Origin of the sequence: Fibrella aestuarina BUZ 2, assembly GCF_000331105.1 — a bacterium.
GTDB classification, from domain to species: domain Bacteria; phylum Bacteroidota; class Bacteroidia; order Cytophagales; family Spirosomataceae; genus Fibrella; species Fibrella aestuarina.
This window is the reverse complement of record NC_020054.1, coordinates 3518420-3536514: the sequence shown is the minus strand read 5'-3', so window position 1 is coordinate 3536514 and position 18095 is coordinate 3518420. Positions and strand designations below refer to the sequence as shown.

Here is an 18095-nt window from a genome sequence, read left to right as displayed (position 1 = left end):
AGCCTACTCTACTGTTCACATAGAATAACTGACCGGACTACGACCCTTTCCCTGCTTGACGGCATAGAATCACAAACCATTTACAATCAAACCCTTACAAAAAAATCCAGTTACTGTACGGGACAGCCCAACAAAAAAGCCCAGCCACGTATGGCTGGGCTTTGGAAACACACTGACCGACGTACCTAGCGGTTCATCGAGATCAGGAATTCTTCGTTGCTGCGGGTGCCGCGCATGCGGTCGAGCAGGAAATCCATCGTTTCCATGGGGTTCATGTCGGCCATGTGTTTGCGCAGAATCCAGACGCGTTGCAGCGTTTCGCGGTCAAGCAGCAGGTCTTCTTTCCGCGTGCCCGACGTCATTACATCGATGGATGGGTATACGCGCTTGTTGGCCAGACGGCGGTCCAGTTGGAGTTCCATGTTGCCGGTGCCTTTGAATTCTTCAAAAATCACCTCGTCCATTTTTGAGCCGGTGTCGATCAGGGCCGTAGCGATGATGGTGAGCGAACCACCGTTTTCCACGTTCCGGGCGGCCCCGAAGAACCGCTTGGGTTTGTGCAGCGCGTTGGCATCGACACCACCCGATAGAATCTTACCCGACGACGGCACCACCGTGTTGTAGGCCCGCGCCAGCCGCGTAATCGAGTCGAGCAGGATCACCACGTCGTGGCCACACTCGACCATCCGTTTCGCTTTTTCCAGCACCATGCTCGACACCTTCACGTGGCGGTCGGCCTGTTCGTCGAAGGTCGACGAAATAACCTCGGCGTTCACGCTGCGGGCCATGTCGGTTACCTCCTCGGGGCGTTCGTCGATCAGCAGAATGATCAGGTATACCTCAGGATGGTTTTTGGTAATGGCGTTGGCGATTTCTTTCAGCAGCACGGTTTTACCCGTTTTGGGCTGGGCCACGATCATACCGCGCTGCCCTTTACCGATCGGCGCAAACAGGTCGAGCACGCGGGTCGAATATTGGTCGGGCCGGTGGCTGAGTTTCAGTTGCTCGTCGGGGAAGAGCGGGGTAAGGTACTCAAACGGAATCCGGTCGCGGATTTCCTCGGTCGTTTTGCCATTGACGGTAATCACCTTCAGCAGGGCGAAATACTTCTCCCCTTCTTTGGGTGGCCGGATGGTACCCCGGATGGTATCGCCCGTTTTCAGGCCGAACAGCTTGATCTGCGACGGCGACACGTAAATATCGTCGGGGCTGGCGAGGTAGTTATAATCGGCCGAACGCATGAAGCCGTAGCTACCGTCGGGCATGATTTCCAGTACGCCCTCGTTCTCGATGATACCATCGAATTCGCGCACATACTGGTTGTATTGGCGGCGGATGCGGGCGGCATATTCGGTTTGTTCGCGACTGGGCTGCGCGGCCTGCTGCCGGTTCTCACCCTGCCCATCGTCGGTCGGTTCGGGGGCCTGCGGATCGGCTTCGACAGCGGGCATTACCTCGGCGGCCGGAGCCGGGGGTACGTTGGTCAGGCCGGGGGTTTGGTCCGACACCACGGTTGGCGTCAGAAACTCCTCCTCGGGCTCACCCTGGTAATTGAACGCCGATTCGTCACGTACCTGACGGCGGTTCTGAAACGGCTGATTCGTTGGGTTAGTCGGTTGGCCACCGCCCTGCTGCCGATTCGGATCCTGGCGGTTTACATCGCTGCGGTAGTTTTCGCGCAGTTCGCGGCGGGTCATGTTCCGGTTCTGATCCGGCCGACTGGCGTCGTTGCCCTGCCCATTGCGCGGTATTGGTGGCTGGTTGTTAAAACGATCCGGCCGGTTCGACGAGTTTTGTGACGGATTCTGCGGGCGATCGCTACGGCCCATATCATTGCCACGTCCGCCGTTATCGGGCCGATTATAGCCACTGTTATCACGGTTATTACCCGAATACCGGTTTAGGTCGTTGCCACCGCGGTTGTCGGGGCGCGGCTGCCGGTTCATCCCATTGCCAGCGTCGCGGGGGTTCTCGCGATTGTTGTCGCGGAACCGGTCGTTGTTCCGATTCTGGTCATTGCGGTTAGGGCGATTTTCGTTGAACCGGTTATCGCCCGTGCGTTGTTGGCGGGCATCGGCCGGGCGGGGGGCATCGAGGCGCTGCCGGGGCTCGCGCCGCAGGCCAGCCTGCTCGTCGGTAGCCGGGTTTGCTTCGGCGGGGGCTTCTGCAACCGCAGGTACGTTGTCGGTAGGTACGTTGGCCGCCACTGCGTCGGCTACCGGGGCTACTGGTTCGGCGGCAACCGACTGAGGCGCCTCGGCAGGTACGTCGGTGGTGCGTTTGGCACGTTGGCGCGTAGGCCGGGCGGGGGTAGCGTCGGCGGTGTCGGCCGGCGCAGCTACTGCCGCGGGTGCCTGCGGATCAGCCTCAACGGCGGGCAGGGCGTCGGTGGGGGCACCGGCGTCGGGTTGGGGTTTACGGCTACGGGAGGTAGCGCGCTTAGGCGCTGGCGCGGCGGAAGCATCGGTAGGTGTAGCCGCGGGGGGTTGGGTTTGGTTATCCAAAATTTTCGTAACTAATTCTTTTTTAGTGTGTTTGGCGGCGTCTTCAATACCAAACTGACTGGCAAGGCCGCGCAGCTCTGCAAGGAGCTTAGCATTCAATTCGCTTGAGGTATACATACTAAGGGGTGGCGCAGTCGGTGAGCAGAAGACCGGAATGAACGCGCACGTGAGGAACGTTGGTGAGTGGCCCGAACGGCAACTAGGAGTTGGTAAGCACTAAGTGAGGGTCGTCAGGAAATCGGCGAAGTTAACTGGCTAGATTGGCCACATCCAGTGCGATTGACCGGATGATTGATTCTGCAACGGAGTCTACTGCCTGCAGATTACGAACAAAAACCGGTCCAGTAGACTACGGCTCAGGGTTTCGCTAAGCGACAAAGATAGACTACTCCGTCAGTAATCAATGTAACGCAAATAAAGGCAAAATGTTTCCCGCTGCAAGAAACCGCCTTATTTTCTAGTCAGTGGGCCAAACTAATTTTTACGGACATTTACTCCCTACTCAGGTTCAGCCACTTAGGACTGCTGCCACCACCTACAGTTTGTCGAGGCGGCCGCCATCCGCTACGAGCGTAGTGCCGTTAATGAACCGGGCTTCGTCCGACGCCAGGAAACAGATAACGGATGCCAGGTCTTCGGGTTGGCCCACTTCGGTCATATCAATCGTTTCCCGGTTGGCTTTCACGTTGGGATTATCCCATAGCATTGGGGTATCCACCGCGCCCGGTGCCACACAGTTGACGCGCACGGTAGCGCGCGGGTGTTCAAGGCTTAACCCACGCGTGAAGGCTTCCAGCGCCCCTTTCGACGCGGCATAAGGTACCACGTTGGGCGTCGTCTGATGCGCATGCACCGAACTGACGTTGACGATAGCCCCACCGTTCATGTGCGGGATACAGTACTTGCAGAATAAGAACGCCGACCGCAGGTTGGTCGCCATGAGGTCGTCCCAATCGTCGATGGTTAGCTCGACGATGGGCGTGAAGGTCATTTTGGCGGCATTATTGACGAGCACGTCAACCCGCCCCCAGCGGTCGATTGTTTGCTGAACAGCCCGTTGGATGGCCGCTGCGTCGGCAATATCAGCCTGAATAAACATGGCCTCACCGGCCAATTCCCCAAAGGCCCCGAGCACCTCGTCGCCTTCGTCGGGCTTCCGCCCTATCACGGCGACTTTGCCGCCTTCAGTACCCATTTGCAGCGCCACCGCCCGGCCAATACCCGACGTGGCGCCCGTGATCAAACAAACCTTATCCGTAAACCGCATTCGTTGTGTGTGCTACACAGACAAAACCATTCCATAGCGGTTATGTTCTTGGCGGGGCGGCGAGTCTGCCTGCCGGTCGGGATGAGCAGCATTCCGCAAAAACCGCTTTCTTTGCCCAAGTCGGTCCGTTTCGGCGGGCCTTTACCCCCAATCAATCAACTCCATGAACCGCGCTGAATTCCTAAAAATAGCATTCGGAGCCGCCGCAGGCCTGTCGTTTACCAACTCGTTTGGCTTCATAGGCCAGCAACCCGCCGGCCCATTCACGCTACCCGCTCTGCCCTACGACGCTGCCGCCCTGGAACCCCACATCGACAAGATGACGATGGAAATTCACCACGGGAAGCACCATAAAGCCTATGTCGACAACCTCAACAAGGCAGTGGCGGGCACGGATATGGCGAAAATGAACATCGACGATCTGGTACGCGCTATCGACGCCAAAACCCCGGCGGCGGTGCGTAATAACGGAGGTGGCCACTGGAACCACTCGTTTTTCTGGACGATTCTGTCGCCGAAGGGCGGCGGGCAGCCTAAAGGGGCGCTGGCCGATGCGATCACCAAAAAGTATGGGTCGTTCGATAAGTTTAAGGACGAGTGGGGCAAAGCCGCTACGGGCCGTTTTGGGTCAGGCTGGGTATGGCTCATCAAGACCGGCAACGAGGTCGAGATCGTATCGACACCCAACCAGGATAACCCGCTGATGAAACTGGCCGAGAAACCAGGTAAGCCCCTGATCGGGCTCGACGTGTGGGAACACGCTTACTACCTCAAATACCAGAACAAACGCCCCGACTACGTGGCCGCTGCCTGGAACCTCTACGATTGGGACAAAGCCAGTAAGCTGTTCCAGGCATAGAGACGTCTGAGATAAGTCATACAGGAAAAAGTCCGGAGTCTGGATAGTCCGTTTGGGTGTTGACTTTGCGTAAGCATCACCCAAACGGACTATCCAGACGCCGGACTTTTTCTGTACGACGTTCCAGACTTACCCACTTACAACCGCTCAGCCTTATGCCTCTATCGTATCGCCTTCGCCTTTCATAGGCAGGTATACGTGAAACGTGGTGCCTTTGTCGAGCTGACTGTCGATGGTGATCGCGCCTTTGTGGTTTTCGACCACTTTTTTGGTCGTCGCCAGCCCAATGCCCGATCCTTCATACTGCTTGCGGCCGTGCAACCGGTTGAAGAGTCCGAAAATCTTGTCGTAGTTCTCCTTATCGATTCCGATGCCGTTGTCCTGAATATCGACTTCGGCGTAGATGGCATCGGCCGCGGCCGCCACATGAGGCACTTTGGGGCCTTCAACCACCCGCGCCCCAATCGTGATGATGGGCGTTCGGTCGGAGGGCACAAACTTCAGGGCGTTGGTCAACAGGTTCTGAAACAGCTGCCGTAGCTGCTGCTCGTCGCCGGGGATAATAGGCAGGGGTGGTTTCAGACGAACCACGCCGTTTCGTTCCTGAATAGCTACACTCAGGTCGCTGATGAGCTCGTTGAACAGGTCTTCCAGATGCACCACGCTGGGCGATCGCTGCTCGGAACTGAGCCGCGCGTAGGCCAACAGCGACTGAATCAGGGTGCTCATCCGCTCCGAAGCCGACTGCATCCGCTGAATGAGACCGATACCTTCTTCGCCGATGGCGTCGCCGTAATTCGTACGGAGCAAGTCACCAAAGGATTTGATTTTCCGCAATGGCTCCTGCAAATCGTGGGAGGCCACGTAGGCAAACTGTTCGAGGCTCCGGTTCGACTGTTCCAGGGCCATGTTGCTCTGAATGAGGGCCTGTTGCTGCCGGTACTGCTCGGTGACGTTGCGGAACACAACCAGAATCATGACCACCGCGCCCACGTCATTATAGACGGGCCCCACATATACTTCACTGCGCCAACCCGCCCAGTGGTCGGAGAAAAAGTGCGCCTCGCCGCGAAGGGCCGTACCGAGGTAATTGCGCCAGTCTTGCCGAAATTCGGGCAACACAAAGTTTTCCAGCAGCCCCCCTACCAGCTCATCGGGATTGGTATTTGAGAGCAGATCGGGCAGCAGGCCGCTGGCGGTTAGAATTTTCTTGAAATAATCGGTGACGATAACCCCCATCTCAGGCACCGTCGACGAAAGCGCTTTGAACAGGATCGACTCACCCATCAGAGCCTGTTTGGCATTCCGTATCTCAGTAATGTCGGCCAGCGAAACCACCACACGTTCGCCGTCGCCCACCGGCTCGATGCACATATCAAACCAGGCGGCTACCTCACTCCGCCGAATACTCAGAAACACGTCGTAGCGGTTCGGCTCCCCCGTCTCGATGGCCTTGTAGACGTTGGGCCACAGATCACTGCTGGTAGCCGTCACTAAAATGCTGTCACCGGTCTGTCCAATCAATTCGCTACGGGACAGGCCCAGGTATTGCTCGGCCCGCCGGTTCACCAGCACCACACGAGCCGCTTGGATTCCTCTCCGGTTGTCCCGTACGGCTTCGCAGACAATGATACCGCTAGCTGACTGGTCTAAGGCGGCCTGCATTAAGCTGATAACTGTGGAGTCAGCGGCTGGCGCAGGCACATCTGAGGATGATTGCATAGAACGTGAATAGTCGCTTTAGAACGTACGTGTGGGTGTTTTTCTGAGTGTCAACCAACCAGGCCGATTGGTTGTTGGTTGAAGCCGCAAAAGTAACGCAACCGCTGCTTGACTTAGGACCACTAACAAGGATTCTGCGGGTTTTCGTAATTTTGTCGTTTAGCAACTTCGTCTTCGATCATGGCTGATTTATCATTGTACGACCAGATACCTTCGCTCGACTTAGCGGATTTTACGTCAGGCGACGCCGCTCGCCGCGCTCAGTTTGTGCAGGCACTTGGCGACGCCTTTACCAATATTGGTTTTGTTGCAATCCGGAACCATGGCCTCACCGCCGAGCTAACGGAACACTTATACGCATCGGCTCGGGAATTTTTCCAGGCACCCGATGAGGTAAAAAAGCGCTACGAACACCCCGAACTCAACGGGCAACGTGGGTACGTTGGTAAGGGGAAAGAGACGGCCAAAGGCTTTAAGGTGGCCGACCTGAAAGAGTTCTACCACATCGGTCAGCCCGAACCGGAAGGGTCGATGCCCGCCAACGTGCTGCCCGATGAGTACCCCGATTTTGGCAAGTATACCGTCGATACGTACCGGATTCTGGAGAACACGGGCAAAACGCTGTTGCGGGCGATTGCGCTCTACCTGAACCTGCCCGAAGCCTATTTCGAGGATAAAGTTCGGAACGGCGACAGCATCCTGCGGGCGCTGCATTACTTTCCGCTCGACCCAAACACCACGCCCGAAGGCGCCGTACGGGCGGCGGCTCACGGCGATATCAACCTGATCACGCTGCTGATGGGTGCCTCGGCCGATGGGCTGGAAGTGCTCCGCCGCGACGGTCAGTGGATCGCGATCACGGCCCTGCCCGATCAGATCATTGTGAACGTAGGCGACATGCTTGACCGGCTGACCAACCACCGCCTCAAATCGACCATTCATCGGGTAGTGAACCCGCCCCGCGAAAAGATGGGGACGTCGCGGTATTCCATTCCGTTCTTTATGCATCCCCGCGCTGATATGGACCTAACCAGCCTCGGCAGTTGCATCGACGCCAAAAATCCGAAACTCTACGCCGACATGACCGCCGGCGAGTTTCTGGATGAGCGTTTGCAGGAGTTGGGATTGAAGAAAAAGTAAGGCACGGGGCTTGGGCAGGGGAGCAAGCGTTCCTGCTACTCGTGCCCGAAGCCCCGTGCCCCTTGCCCCTGCTGCATGAAGTTTACCTCTACCCTGCCGCCCGTTCGGAAGATTCGCTACTTCATTTTCCTGAAGGACGTGCTGGTGTTGGCCCTAACGTCGTTTGGTGGACCACAGGTGCACCTCACCCTCTTTCTGGAACTGCTGGTGCGCAAACGGCGGTACTTCACCGAGGCAGAACTGATGGAGTTGACGGCCCTCTGCCAACTCTTGCCCGGCCCCACCTCGACCCAAACGATTACGGCGCTGGGCTTCAAAATTGGCGGCCCCAATCTGGCCTACCTGACGCTCCTGATCTGGTGCCTGCCAGCCGTGCTGATGATGACGGCGGCAGGCATCGGCATTTTCTACGTCGAGCAACATAACGGGTCGCTGGCGTTCACGCGCTACGTGCAGCCGATGGCCGTTGGCTTCCTGGTGGTGGCGGGGTATCGGATTGGCCGCAAGGTCATTCGCGATCAGACCGGGGTCGTGCTGGCCGTTCTGGCGGCATTAGCGGCCTACGCGTTTCGGTCGCCGTTTATGACGCCCATCGTGATTCTGGTGGGTGGCCTCACTACGGCGCTGAAGTATCAGAAGCACGAGAAAATGGAACACCAGCCCATGCAGATTCAGTGGGCCAATTTTTTTCTGTGGCTGGGCGTGCTCGTCGGCGCGGCGGTCTTAGGGGCTATTACGCAGTCGTTGCCCGTGCGGCTGTTCGAGAATTTTTACCGCAATGGCAGCCTCGTGTTTGGCGGTGGGCAGGTGCTTACGCCCATTCTCTACAACGAGTTCGTTGCGTTTAAGCACTACGTCAGCCGCGAAGAGTTTCTGTCGGGTTTGGGGCTGGTGCAGGCGATGCCGGGGCCGGTATTCGCGTTTGCCTCCTACATCGGCACACTCGCCATGCGCGCCGAAGGCTTTCAGGGCCAACTGCTGGGCAGTCTGGTGGCTACGGTGGCGATTTTCCTGCCAGGTACGTTCCTGATCTTCTTTGTGTACCGCTTCTGGGATCAGGTCAAACGCCATCGTCCCGTACGGGCGTCGCTTGACGGCATCAACGCCGCCAGCACAGGCCTGACGGCCGCTTCGGCCATCATTCTCTTCGAGCCGATGGTCATCCACTGGCCATTCGTCGCGGTGGTTATGGGCACCATTCTGCTGCTCGAATTCACCAAAACGCCCCCTTTTGCGCTCATTCTGGGAGGGCTCGCGCTGGGGTTCATTTTATAGCCCAATTCACCAACAGTCGCTTCGGCCAACGAGCCCGCGCTCCCCACCACGATGGTTTCACGTGGGTAGTAAATGGCTTCCCGTCTGGGGAAAGCTCTGCCGTTTTGTACAATCTCCCGAATTCATAGCACATTTACCCAGCAAACATACGCACTGCCTGCGTGGTTACTTACTTACTACACGACACATTCTCCGTTCGCACAATGCAGTTCACTACACGATTTACCCGGTTGGCCATTGCCGGATTGGCCCTGACACTCACCCACTGCGCCCGAAATCCAGTCACGGGCAAGCGCGAGATAAGCCTGATGTCGACCGAGCAGGAAATCGCCCTTGGCAAAGAGTCGCACCCCTCAATCGTCGCGTCGATGGGGATTTACGAGAATGCCAAGCTGACCGCTTACATCAACGAAAAAGGTAAGGCCATGGCGGCCATTTCGCACCGCCCCGACCTGCCCTACCAATTTTACATCGTCGATTCGCCCGTCGTCAACGCTTTTGCCGTGCCGGGTGGGTACGTTTACTTCACGCGGGGGATTATGGCCCACTTTAACAACGAGGCGGAGTTTGCCGGTGTGTTGGGGCACGAGATTGGGCACGTTACGGCGCGCCACTCCGTTCGGCAGCAAACCAGCCAGTTGTTCAGCACACTAGGAGCCATCGCCGGTACCATCTTCGTGCCGCAACTGGGCGAAACGCTCATGCAGGGCGCGCAACTCCTGACGCTCAAATACAGCCGCGACCACGAATCAGAGTCCGATCAGCTGGGCGTGGGTTACTCAAGCAAAATTGGGTATGACGCCAGGCAGATGGCCAACTTCTTCAGCACCATCAAACGGATTCAGGATAATTCGGGACAGGCCGTGCCCAACATGCTCTCGACTCACCCCGACCCGGGCAACCGCTTCACGCGCGTCAATCAGTTGGCCAAGGACTATCAGACCCAGAACCCTGCCAACTACCAGATCAACCGCGACGCCTACCTGCGGCTCGTCGATGGCATTATGTTTGGCGAAGACCCAAGGCAGGGTTTTGTGGAAAACAACATGTTTTATCACCCCGAGCTGAAGTTTCAGTTTAGCGTGCCGAGCGGCTGGCAGTACCAGAACTCGCCCGCCCAGTTCCAGATGGGCCCCAAAGACGGCAAGTCGGCGATGATCCTGATGCTGGCGAAAGGCAATTCGCTCGATGAAGCCGCTCAGAACATGGTTAAAGAACTGGGCCTGACGGTGCTCGAAAATGGCAAGACAACCGTTAATGGTCTGCCCGCGCTGGTGGTCATTTCGCAGCAGAAACCGCAACAGCAGCAAGGCCAGCCCCAGCAACAGCAGTCAGCCGCCAACACGCTGCAAATCGGAACGTACCTGATCCAGTATAACAACGGGATTTATGCCCTGCACGGGCTGTCAGCGGCCACCGATTTTCAGCAGGCGTTCCCTTCGTTCAAGCGCGTATCGGAAAGCTTCCGCACCCTCACCGACCCCGACAAACTAAACCGCAAACCGGACCGGGTGTACGTGAAGCAAGTGCCTCGCACAGGTACGTTCCGCGACGCCATGACGGCCCTGGGTATGCCCAGCAGCCGGTTGGAAGAATTGGGGGTGCTGAACAGCATGAAAAACGATGATCAGGTGCAGCAGGGATCCTTAATAAAGGTGATCGCAAAATAGGTATTTTCATTGCCCTGATTAATTTTGTGCCTGTTAACCAACACCATCATGAACTGGCTTGCTCAACTGCTACGAAGTAAGACCGTGCTCACCCTGAGCCTGAACTGCCTGATGCTGGCCGGATTCATGACGTTGCGCATGCTACAGCCAGCAGCGGCTCAGCGACCCACGTTGACCCTGCCGCACAACAGCCAGCTGAGTGTGGCCAATTGGGTAGCCGCCCGTCTGGCCGATGTCGCCTCGCTCGTCGAAACGATACTGCGCAGTCTGCTTTAGTCAATACATACCGTTCTTTATACCCAAACGCCGCCGGTCGACTCATCGACCGGCGGCGTTTGCTTGTCGTCTAATGGGGTCATAAGCTGGAAACAAGGACGGGCCATGTGGGTGGTTGCGCCGAATGAACTAGTTTCGTGCCATCGACGTACCTGACTTCATCTATGCAATTCGGAACGAAAGCCATCCACGCGGGCGTACACCCCGACCCAACTACGGGCGCCATCATGACGCCCATTTACCAAACCTCGACCTACGTGCAGGAGTCGCCGGGGAAGCACAAAGGCTACGAGTATGCCCGGACGCAAAACCCGACTCGCGACGCCCTGCAGGCTAATCTGGCGGCGCTCGAAAATGGACAGCATGGCCTTTGTTTTGCCTCGGGCCTGGCCGCCACAGACGCCATCCTGAAACTCTGCAAACCCGGCGACGAGATCATCGCCAGCAGTGACCTCTACGGCGGTACCTACCGGATTATGGTACGGGTGTTCGAGCCGCTGGGCCTGACGTTCAAGTTCGTCTCGCTCGACGACCCCGCCAACCTCGACGCGGCCCTGACGGAACGTACCCGCATGGTCTGGATCGAGACACCTACCAACCCCCTGCTCCGGCTCGTTGACATCAACGCCATCGCCCAACGTACCCGGCGTGGAGACGATCAGGAAAAAAACATCAGGCTGGTCGTCGACAATACGTTTGCCTCGCCTTACCTGCAAAATCCGCTCGATCTGGGTGCCGACGTGGTGGTGCATTCGGTTACCAAATACATCGGCGGCCACTCCGATACGGTAATGGGGGCCATCATCACGAACGACGACGACACCGCCGCTCAGCTGCGATTCATTCAGAATGCCTGCGGGGCTGTGCCGGGGCCACAAGATTGCTTTCTGGCGTTGCGGGGTATCAAGACGCTGCACGTCAGGATGCAGCGCCACTGCGAAAATGCCCAGCGGGTAGCCGAGTATCTAGACCAACACCCCCGCGTGGGCAAAGTCTATTACCCCGGTCTTCCCTCCCATCCCGGCCACGAGTTGGCCGCCCGGCAGATGCGCGGGTTTGGCGGCATGCTGTCTTTCGAACTAACCGGCGATTCGTATCCCGAAGCCATCAAGGTCATGGAAAGTATCCGGCTCTTTTCGCTCGGCGAATCGCTGGGAGGGGTTGAGTCGCTGTGTACGCATCCGGCCAGCATGACCCACGCGAGCATCCCGAAAGAAGAACGCCTTAAAAACGGTCTGAAAGACACACTGATCCGCCTCAGCGTCGGCATCGAAGACGCCGATGACCTCATTGCTGATCTGGAACAGGCGCTCGCCGCCTAAAGCCACCGCAACCGCCTAGGGCGACAGCCGCTCGATGAGCCAGTTGTCGCCCGTTTTGCGGTACCGGATACGGTCGTGGAGGCGGCTGGGGCGGCCCTGCCAGAACTCAATGGCGTCGGGCCGGACCAGAAAACCACCCCAATGCGGCGGGCGCGGTACGGGCTGATCGGCAAACTGGGCTTCCAGGCGTTGCTGTTCGGCTTCGAGCACCTCGCGCCCCGCAATCACCTCACTCTGGTGCGACACCCACGCCCCCAGCTGACTCCCTCGGGGGCGGCTGTTGAAATAGGCATCGGACTCGGCGGCGCTTACTTGCTCAACGTACCCCTCGATACGTACCTGACGCTCCAGCTCAGGCCAGAAAAACGTAAGTGAAGCCACGGGGTTGGCCAGCAGCTCCTCTCCTTTTCGGCTACTGTAGTTGCTGTAGAACGTAAAACCGCGTTCATCCACCCCCTTCACCAGCACAATACGCCCGGCCGGACGCCCGTCTTTTCCGACGGTACTCAGGTGCATGGCGTTGGGTTCGTGAACATTGGCAGCCAGCGCCGCGTTGAACCAAACCTGGAATTGATTGATCGGGTCCGGCGCAACATCAGGTACGTCAAGTCCGTTTAGCGTATACTCTTTACGAAGATCGGCAAGTTCGGTGGCCATAAGCAGGTTGGAAAGCGGGCTAAGGCCTAAAAAAAGGTATAATCCGCGTATAAATGTTTAGTTTTGCAAAGTAATTGGTGCGTAACCAACATGACAAACGAAGAACAGCAAATCGATCGGCCAGAGACTGCGAACCAGACCAACGCACCCCTGACCGAGACGACTCCGGCAACTGATGAAGTTGCTTCTGCGCCCGCATCTGAGGTTTCTGAACCGGCAGTGTCCGAATCGGTAACCGAATCGGCGGACGCTCTCCCCGTGGCCGAACCGTCCACTGAACCAACCGCTACCGACGAGCCCGCTACCGAACCCGTAGCGCAGGCCGACGTACCCGTTGCAGACGCGGCCCCCGAGGCCGAACCCGTTGCGGAGGCAACGCCCGACGAGACTCCGGCCGACGACGTACCGGCGGCTACCGAGCCCGCGACTGACGCACCGGAAGCCATCGAAGCAGTCAGCGAAGAAGCCACCCCGGCCGACGAAACCCCTGAACCCCAGGCTACGGCAACCGACGACACCGATCCGGGCAATCTGACCGAGTTGGCACCCGCCGTGGCTGAAGAGATAACGGCTTCTTACGGGGAGGCCGAGCCTACCGACGAAGCCGAAGAAGAAGTGGCTGCTCCCGTTGTGGACTACAGCACCTACTCGAAGCAGGAACTGGTGGCTACCCTCGACCAACTGGCCAACAACCTGAAGGCGGAAAGCGCCACCCCCGCCCAGTACCGGCAGGCCGACGAGATTCTGAAGCAGACCAAACCGGCCATGGATCAGCTCAAGCGGGCTGAACGGCAGGCGGCGTTGGACAAGTACATCGCCGAGACGGGTGCCGAAGAAGGCTTCCAGTTCCGGACCGACGACCTGGCGATCCGCTACGAAGAACTCTACAAGCAGATCAAGTCGCAGAAGAACACCTATTTCCAGACGCTTGACAAAGCCAAAGACGCCAACTTCAATTCAAAAACCGATCTGCTTCGCCGCCTGCGCGAACTGGTGGAGTCTGATGAAGCCAACGCAGGCGATGCCAAAACGAGCTGGGGTGAGTTCAAGAAGATTCAGGATGAGTGGAAAGCAGCGGGCAACATCAACTCCCCGCACAATGCTACCCTGTGGGCTACCTACCACGCTCTGGTTGATCGCTATTACAGCAACCGTAATATCTATTTCGAGCTGAAAGAACTCGACCGCAAGAAGAACGCCACCCAGAAAATGGAGGTGATCGAAAAGGTTGAGGCGATTGCCAAAGCGCACGAAGACAAATCGGTGACGCGTCAGACAATCGACGAGGCGAATAATCTGTTCGAGGAATACAAGCACATCGGTCCGGCCCCCAAAGCCGAGCAAGAGGTGCTGTGGCAACGGATGAAAGCCGCCCTCGACTCGCTGTACGAAAAGCGTCGCGGTCAGAACGAAGAGCAGCGCAAAGAATCGGCGCAGCTGTACGAAGAAAAATCGAAGATTTACGAAGAACTCATTCCGCTGACGTCGTTTAGCTCATCAAGCATCAACGACTGGAACGACAAGACCAAAGAGGTCATGGCGATTCAGGATCGGTGGAATGCCATCAAAGGGCCGATGCCCCGCGAAGAAGGCAAAGAGCTGAGCAAGAAATTCTGGGCGGCGCTCAAAACGTTCTTCGCCAACAAAGGGGAATTCTTCCGGCAGCTGGAAAGCAAGCGTGAAGAAAACCTCCGGGCCAAAACTGCCCTCTGCGAGCAGGTGGAAGCAATCTTGGCCTCGGGCGATGAGTCGAGCGATGCCACCCAGCGGGTGATCGAGTTGCAGAAACAGTGGAAAAACGTGGGTCAGGTGCCCGAGAAGCAGAAAAACAGCATTTTCGATCGCTTCAAAGCCGCCTGCGATGCCTTCTTTGACAAGAAACGCAACCGCAATCAGGATACCGACCGCGAGTTTGAAGCCAATCTGGCGAAGAAGGAGGACCTGATTCGCCGGATTGAAGCGTCAGCCACCGAAAACGCCGACCTGTCGCAGCTTAACGCTTTTAAAGAAGAGTGGAACGGCATTGGGTTTGTGCCCAAGAAAGACAAAGAACGGATTCAGAAAGGCTACATTGCGGCCATCAATGCACTCGTTCGGGCCAACGGCACCCTGTCGACCTCAGAAAAAGAGCGGGCCATGCAGGACAACGAGGCCGAAGTGGCGCGTTCGGGTGGCCCGCGTGGTGATCGGGGTCCGCGCGGCGGCGGTGATTTCAACCGGAACCGCGACGAATCGCGGGGTGGTGGTAACCGTGAAAACCGCGATCGAGGTCCTCGTCGGGATCAAAATCGGGGCCGGAACGAAGGCGGCTACCGCGAAAGTGGCGACTTTGAAGCGTACCGTCGGAATACGGAAGGTGGTGGCAGCGAAACGCGCCGCCGTATCAACGCCCTCGAAAACGACATCGCCACGTACCGGAACAACATCGAGTTCTTTGCGCGGTCAAAAAACGCCGACAAACTCCGGGCTGATATCGAGAAGAAAATTGCCGATGCGCAGAAACAGTTAGATGCTCTGCGGAACCAGTAAGCTGTTCGTTAGGCTAGGTTTCTGATAGCCAATTGATTAGAAAACGTCCGATTGACGCGCTTTCGATCGGACGTTTTTTTATGGGCAAAGGCTTGCAGGAACGGCTCTGAAGGCCTACTTTTGCATCACAATTCGCGGGAAGCCTGGCCAACGCGGAGCGGAAAAGCCTCCATAGCTCAGCTGGTAGAGCAACTGACTTGTAATCAGTAGGTCGTTGGTTCGATCCCGACTGGGGGCTCAGTAATCAGACAGAAAGCCACTCGTAGAACGAGTGGCTTTTTTGTTTGGCGAACATCCGTGTGCTGATTCACTCTATCAACACACATTGCTCATCAGTTCCTTGTCTCTTCCGACCTATTCGCCGACAGCTGAACATGGGTAACTACTTCGTCGAATCGCTGTTTTGACGCCGATTTCACAGCCAGACGTGCCAAATTCACAGTTGATCGCCGAGTCTGGAAAGTGGTGTTCACCTTTGCTGTTGTTTCCCTAGGGCATGAGAACGATCGGTGTACAGCTTTTCCTTTTTTGGGTAACCCACATGGCTTACGGGCAGATCGACTGGGGTGCCTATTCGCAGAGTTTTCCGGATGGAGCAACGGATAACCCGGCAACCGTGGCCCTTATGCTGGCCATCCCTTCGGCGAACAACTCCTTCTGGACAACGCACGAAACCTGCCCACAGTTGAATAAGCTGGTCAGCGATTCGTCGTTTCGGCAGGTACGTCCCGCCGATCTGGTTGCCCGTACGACTTTCGACACGGCGCGGGCTCATTTTTTTCTACATGGGGTACGTCCCAACAATGCCGCCGCTTATGAGTTTCGTGTGCTTGACTATCCAACGAACCGGGTTGTCGTACCCTGGCATCAGATCGAGCAGTTCACAGAGGCCTCGCTCATGCAACAAAGCGGCTTACCCCAGATGGGGTACCTGGGCGGGTTCAGGGCGCCACTGGGCCATACGCTGATCGTGGATGTCCGCAAAGCCAATACCGGGCAAATCGTCGCAACGTCGCTAATCGCCTGGGTGGCCATACGCCCCGTCATTACCAACGTTTACACGTCTGATAATCTGGACGATTTCCTGAAAAAGCTCCAATACCCCTGGGCCAGAGAAACGAAGCGCCACCCCGCCGAGCCCCTGACGCTCCCGTCGACCAATACCAATCTGATTCTGGTGCTGAACGCGGCGATTTACCACAAAGAACAAGTACAGTATGAGCTCGTCCGCAATGAGGATGTGGTGATTCCCTGGACGAACAACGCGTATGACAACAGCTTTGTCTGGCTCAAAGATTACAAGCCAGGTACGTATCAGGTACGCCTCCGCTACACGGCTCAGCCTCAGCACGTAACTACCTACCGGTTTGTGGTCGAGCCAGCCTGGTATGAGTCGCGGGGGTTCAAAATCATGGTGGGTATCGTGGTTGCAGCCTGCCTGGGGGCCATTTTTTTCCTGCTGCTGTACGTTCAGCAGAAACAGAAAAGTCGGCAGGAACTGGCCAAAAAAACGAAGTTGCAACTCGAGCTGAAGGCTATCTACGCGCAACTGAACCCCCATTTCGTGTTCAACGCGCTGAATTCGATACAGGGGCTTATCAACAAACAGGATATTCAGGGAGCCAACAACTACCTGTCTGATTTTGCCCGCTTGCTACGCGAGTCGCTGACCAACAGCAACAAAGACGAGATTTCAATCCACGAAGAACTACAGGGCCTGGATACGTACTTGAAACTGGAACGGCTTCGGTTCGGGTTTGAGTACCAGATTAGCCTCGCCGATTCGATTAACCCCTACGACGGCAGTATCCCCGCCCTGCTATTGCAGCCACTCGTCGAAAACGCGGTCAAGCACGGGGTTTCGGCCCTGGGCGATGCCGGCCGGATTCAGGTACGTTTCGACAGAATAAATGACACTATGCTGGTTCAGATTAGCGATAACGGAAACGGTTTTCGGGGCGATGCTCCAACCGGTGGCTTCGGATTGAAACTCACCCGCGACCGCATCAACCTGCTGACCGAACTGAACCGGGAGCAACCGATCGAGCTTGAGATAGCGCCCCCCTCACCGACCGGGGCCACCTTGACGCTCCGTTTTAACCACTGGTTTGCATGAAAGCTATCCTGATCGACGACGAACAGCCTAATCTGGACAACCTACAGGCGTTGCTGCACCACTACTGCCCACAGGTGACGGTGTGCGCGACCGCTCTGGACGCGGAGGCGGGAAAAACGCTGCTCTATCAGCATCAGCCGGACCTGGTTTTCCTGGACATTCAAATGCCCGGCCAAACGGGTTTCGACCTGCTACGGAGCCTGCCGGTTTATGACTTTGAGCTGATAATCGTCACGGCCTACGATCAATATGCCATCCAGGCCCTGCGGTTCGCGGCGGTAGACTACCTGCTCAAACCCATCGACATCGGTGAATTGCAGGCGGCGGTAGACAAGGCCATCAAACAGCGTCGGTTAAAAGTGCAGAATCAGCAGTTGGAGCATTTGATGCAACTGCTACAAGCCCAACAGACCAACGAGGAGCCGCGCATGGCGCTGGCCACCGCGAAAGAAACCCGGCTGGTCAAGGTGGGCGACATTATCCGGTGTGAATCATCCAACAACTACACGACCTTCTTTCTGAGCGACGGCGAAGCGCTGCTGGTGTGCAAGCCTATTTACGAATACGAGGCGTCGTTGAAGGCGTATGGGTTCCTGCGTTGCCATCAGTCGCATCTGGTCAACAGAACGTGGATCAGGAGTTGGAAGAAAGAGTTTGGCGACTTCCTACGCCTGACCGACGGCACCGACGTACCGATTTCGCGGGGCAAAAAAGAAGCCATCAGGCAAGCCCTGAACCTCTCCTGACCAACCAATAAC

Annotated in this window: 13 protein-coding genes and 1 tRNA gene; 10 read left to right on the top strand and 4 right to left on the bottom strand. The window is 57.1% G+C overall.

All coding sequences use genetic code 11. The features are described 5' to 3' along the window. Positions 1 to 185 precede the first annotated feature (185 nt). A complete protein-coding gene (gene rho, locus FAES_RS14385) occupies positions 186 to 2621 on the bottom strand; it encodes a transcription termination factor Rho (RefSeq protein WP_015331961.1) in 2436 nt (811 codons plus the stop codon). Positions 2622 to 3039: 418 nt separating this feature from the next. Beyond that, entirely contained in the window at positions 3040 to 3771 is a 732-nt protein-coding gene (locus FAES_RS14380) for an SDR family NAD(P)-dependent oxidoreductase (protein ID WP_015331960.1), read from the bottom strand. 163 nt (positions 3772 to 3934) lie between these two features. Between FAES_RS14380 and FAES_RS14375 the strand changes: the two genes are divergently transcribed. Further along, complete coding sequence (locus FAES_RS14375; RefSeq protein ID WP_015331959.1) at positions 3935 to 4630, top strand: superoxide dismutase; 696 nt, start codon at positions 3935 to 3937, stop codon at positions 4628 to 4630. Positions 4631 to 4783: 153 nt separating this feature from the next. Here FAES_RS14375 and FAES_RS14370 read toward each other — a convergent pair whose 3' ends face one another. Continuing rightward, positions 4784 to 6352, bottom strand: a complete 1569-nt coding sequence (locus FAES_RS14370; RefSeq protein WP_015331958.1) for a sensor histidine kinase — start codon at positions 6350 to 6352, stop codon at positions 4784 to 4786. A 180-nt stretch (positions 6353 to 6532) separates the two neighbouring features. On the opposite strand from FAES_RS14370, the gene FAES_RS14365 reads away from it, so the two are divergent. The 5 genes from FAES_RS14365 (at position 6533) to FAES_RS14345 (ending at position 12035) form a co-directional block, all read left to right on the top strand. Continuing rightward, on the top strand, positions 6533 to 7492 hold the full coding sequence (locus FAES_RS14365) for an isopenicillin N synthase family dioxygenase (protein ID WP_015331957.1): 960 nt from the start codon (positions 6533 to 6535) through the stop codon (positions 7490 to 7492). A 75-nt stretch (positions 7493 to 7567) separates the two neighbouring features. Beyond that, the gene (gene chrA, locus FAES_RS14360) at positions 7568 to 8767 is read left to right on the top strand and encodes a chromate efflux transporter (protein ID WP_015331956.1); all 1200 of its coding nucleotides are present in this window, start codon (positions 7568 to 7570) and stop codon (positions 8765 to 8767) included. A gap of 203 nt (positions 8768 to 8970) precedes the next feature. Further along, positions 8971 to 10437 (top strand): M48 family metalloprotease, encoded by a 1467-nt coding sequence (locus tag FAES_RS14355; protein ID WP_015331955.1) that lies wholly within the window; start codon positions 8971 to 8973, stop codon positions 10435 to 10437. A 48-nt stretch (positions 10438 to 10485) separates the two neighbouring features. After that, positions 10486 to 10713, top strand: coding sequence for a hypothetical protein (locus FAES_RS14350; protein ID WP_041257888.1), 228 nt, complete (start codon positions 10486 to 10488; stop codon positions 10711 to 10713). 164 nt (positions 10714 to 10877) lie between these two features. After that, on the top strand, positions 10878 to 12035 hold the full coding sequence (locus tag FAES_RS14345; RefSeq protein WP_015331953.1) for a cystathionine gamma-synthase: 1158 nt from the start codon (positions 10878 to 10880) through the stop codon (positions 12033 to 12035). A gap of 15 nt (positions 12036 to 12050) precedes the next feature. Here the strand turns inward: FAES_RS14345 and pdxH are convergent, their stop codons facing one another. Beyond that, positions 12051 to 12692: a pyridoxamine 5'-phosphate oxidase gene (pdxH, locus tag FAES_RS14340; protein ID WP_015331952.1), complete on the bottom strand. Its 642-nt coding sequence runs from the start codon at positions 12690 to 12692 to the stop codon at positions 12051 to 12053. Positions 12693 to 12782: 90 nt separating this feature from the next. Between pdxH and FAES_RS14335 the strand changes: the two genes are divergently transcribed. The 4 genes from FAES_RS14335 (at position 12783) to FAES_RS14320 (ending at position 18083) form a co-directional block, all read left to right on the top strand. Then, on the top strand, positions 12783 to 15221 hold the full coding sequence (locus FAES_RS14335) for a DUF349 domain-containing protein (protein ID WP_015331951.1): 2439 nt from the start codon (positions 12783 to 12785) through the stop codon (positions 15219 to 15221). A gap of 165 nt (positions 15222 to 15386) precedes the next feature. Further along, positions 15387 to 15459 (top strand) — tRNA-Thr (locus FAES_RS14330). Positions 15460 to 15717: 258 nt separating this feature from the next. Continuing rightward, positions 15718 to 17337 (top strand): sensor histidine kinase, encoded by a 1620-nt coding sequence (locus FAES_RS14325; protein WP_041257887.1) that lies wholly within the window; start codon positions 15718 to 15720, stop codon positions 17335 to 17337. Continuing rightward, entirely contained in the window at positions 17334 to 18083 is a 750-nt protein-coding gene (locus tag FAES_RS14320; protein ID WP_015331949.1) for a LytR/AlgR family response regulator transcription factor, read from the top strand. Before FAES_RS14325 ends, FAES_RS14320 begins: the two co-directional genes overlap by 4 nt. Positions 18084 to 18095 lie beyond the last annotated feature (12 nt).

Coding starts and splice junctions, on each gene's coding strand:
- rho (WP_015331961.1), bottom strand. CDS start 2,621: ATGTATACCTCAAGCGAATTGAATGCTAAGCTCCTTGCAGAGCTGCGC.
- FAES_RS14380 (WP_015331960.1), bottom strand. CDS start 3,771: ATGCGGTTTACGGATAAGGTTTGTTTGATCACGGGCGCCACGTCGGGT.
- FAES_RS14375 (WP_015331959.1), top strand. CDS start 3,935: ATGAACCGCGCTGAATTCCTAAAAATAGCATTCGGAGCCGCCGCAGGC.
- FAES_RS14370 (WP_015331958.1), bottom strand. CDS start 6,352: ATGCAATCATCCTCAGATGTGCCTGCGCCAGCCGCTGACTCCACAGTT.
- FAES_RS14365 (WP_015331957.1), top strand. CDS start 6,533: ATGGCTGATTTATCATTGTACGACCAGATACCTTCGCTCGACTTAGCG.
- chrA (WP_015331956.1), top strand. CDS start 7,568: ATGAAGTTTACCTCTACCCTGCCGCCCGTTCGGAAGATTCGCTACTTC.
- FAES_RS14355 (WP_015331955.1), top strand. CDS start 8,971: ATGCAGTTCACTACACGATTTACCCGGTTGGCCATTGCCGGATTGGCC.
- FAES_RS14350 (WP_041257888.1), top strand. CDS start 10,486: ATGAACTGGCTTGCTCAACTGCTACGAAGTAAGACCGTGCTCACCCTG.
- FAES_RS14345 (WP_015331953.1), top strand. CDS start 10,878: ATGCAATTCGGAACGAAAGCCATCCACGCGGGCGTACACCCCGACCCA.
- pdxH (WP_015331952.1), bottom strand. CDS start 12,692: ATGGCCACCGAACTTGCCGATCTTCGTAAAGAGTATACGCTAAACGGA.
- FAES_RS14335 (WP_015331951.1), top strand. CDS start 12,783: ATGACAAACGAAGAACAGCAAATCGATCGGCCAGAGACTGCGAACCAG.
- FAES_RS14325 (WP_041257887.1), top strand. CDS start 15,718: ATGAGAACGATCGGTGTACAGCTTTTCCTTTTTTGGGTAACCCACATG.
- FAES_RS14320 (WP_015331949.1), top strand. CDS start 17,334: ATGAAAGCTATCCTGATCGACGACGAACAGCCTAATCTGGACAACCTA.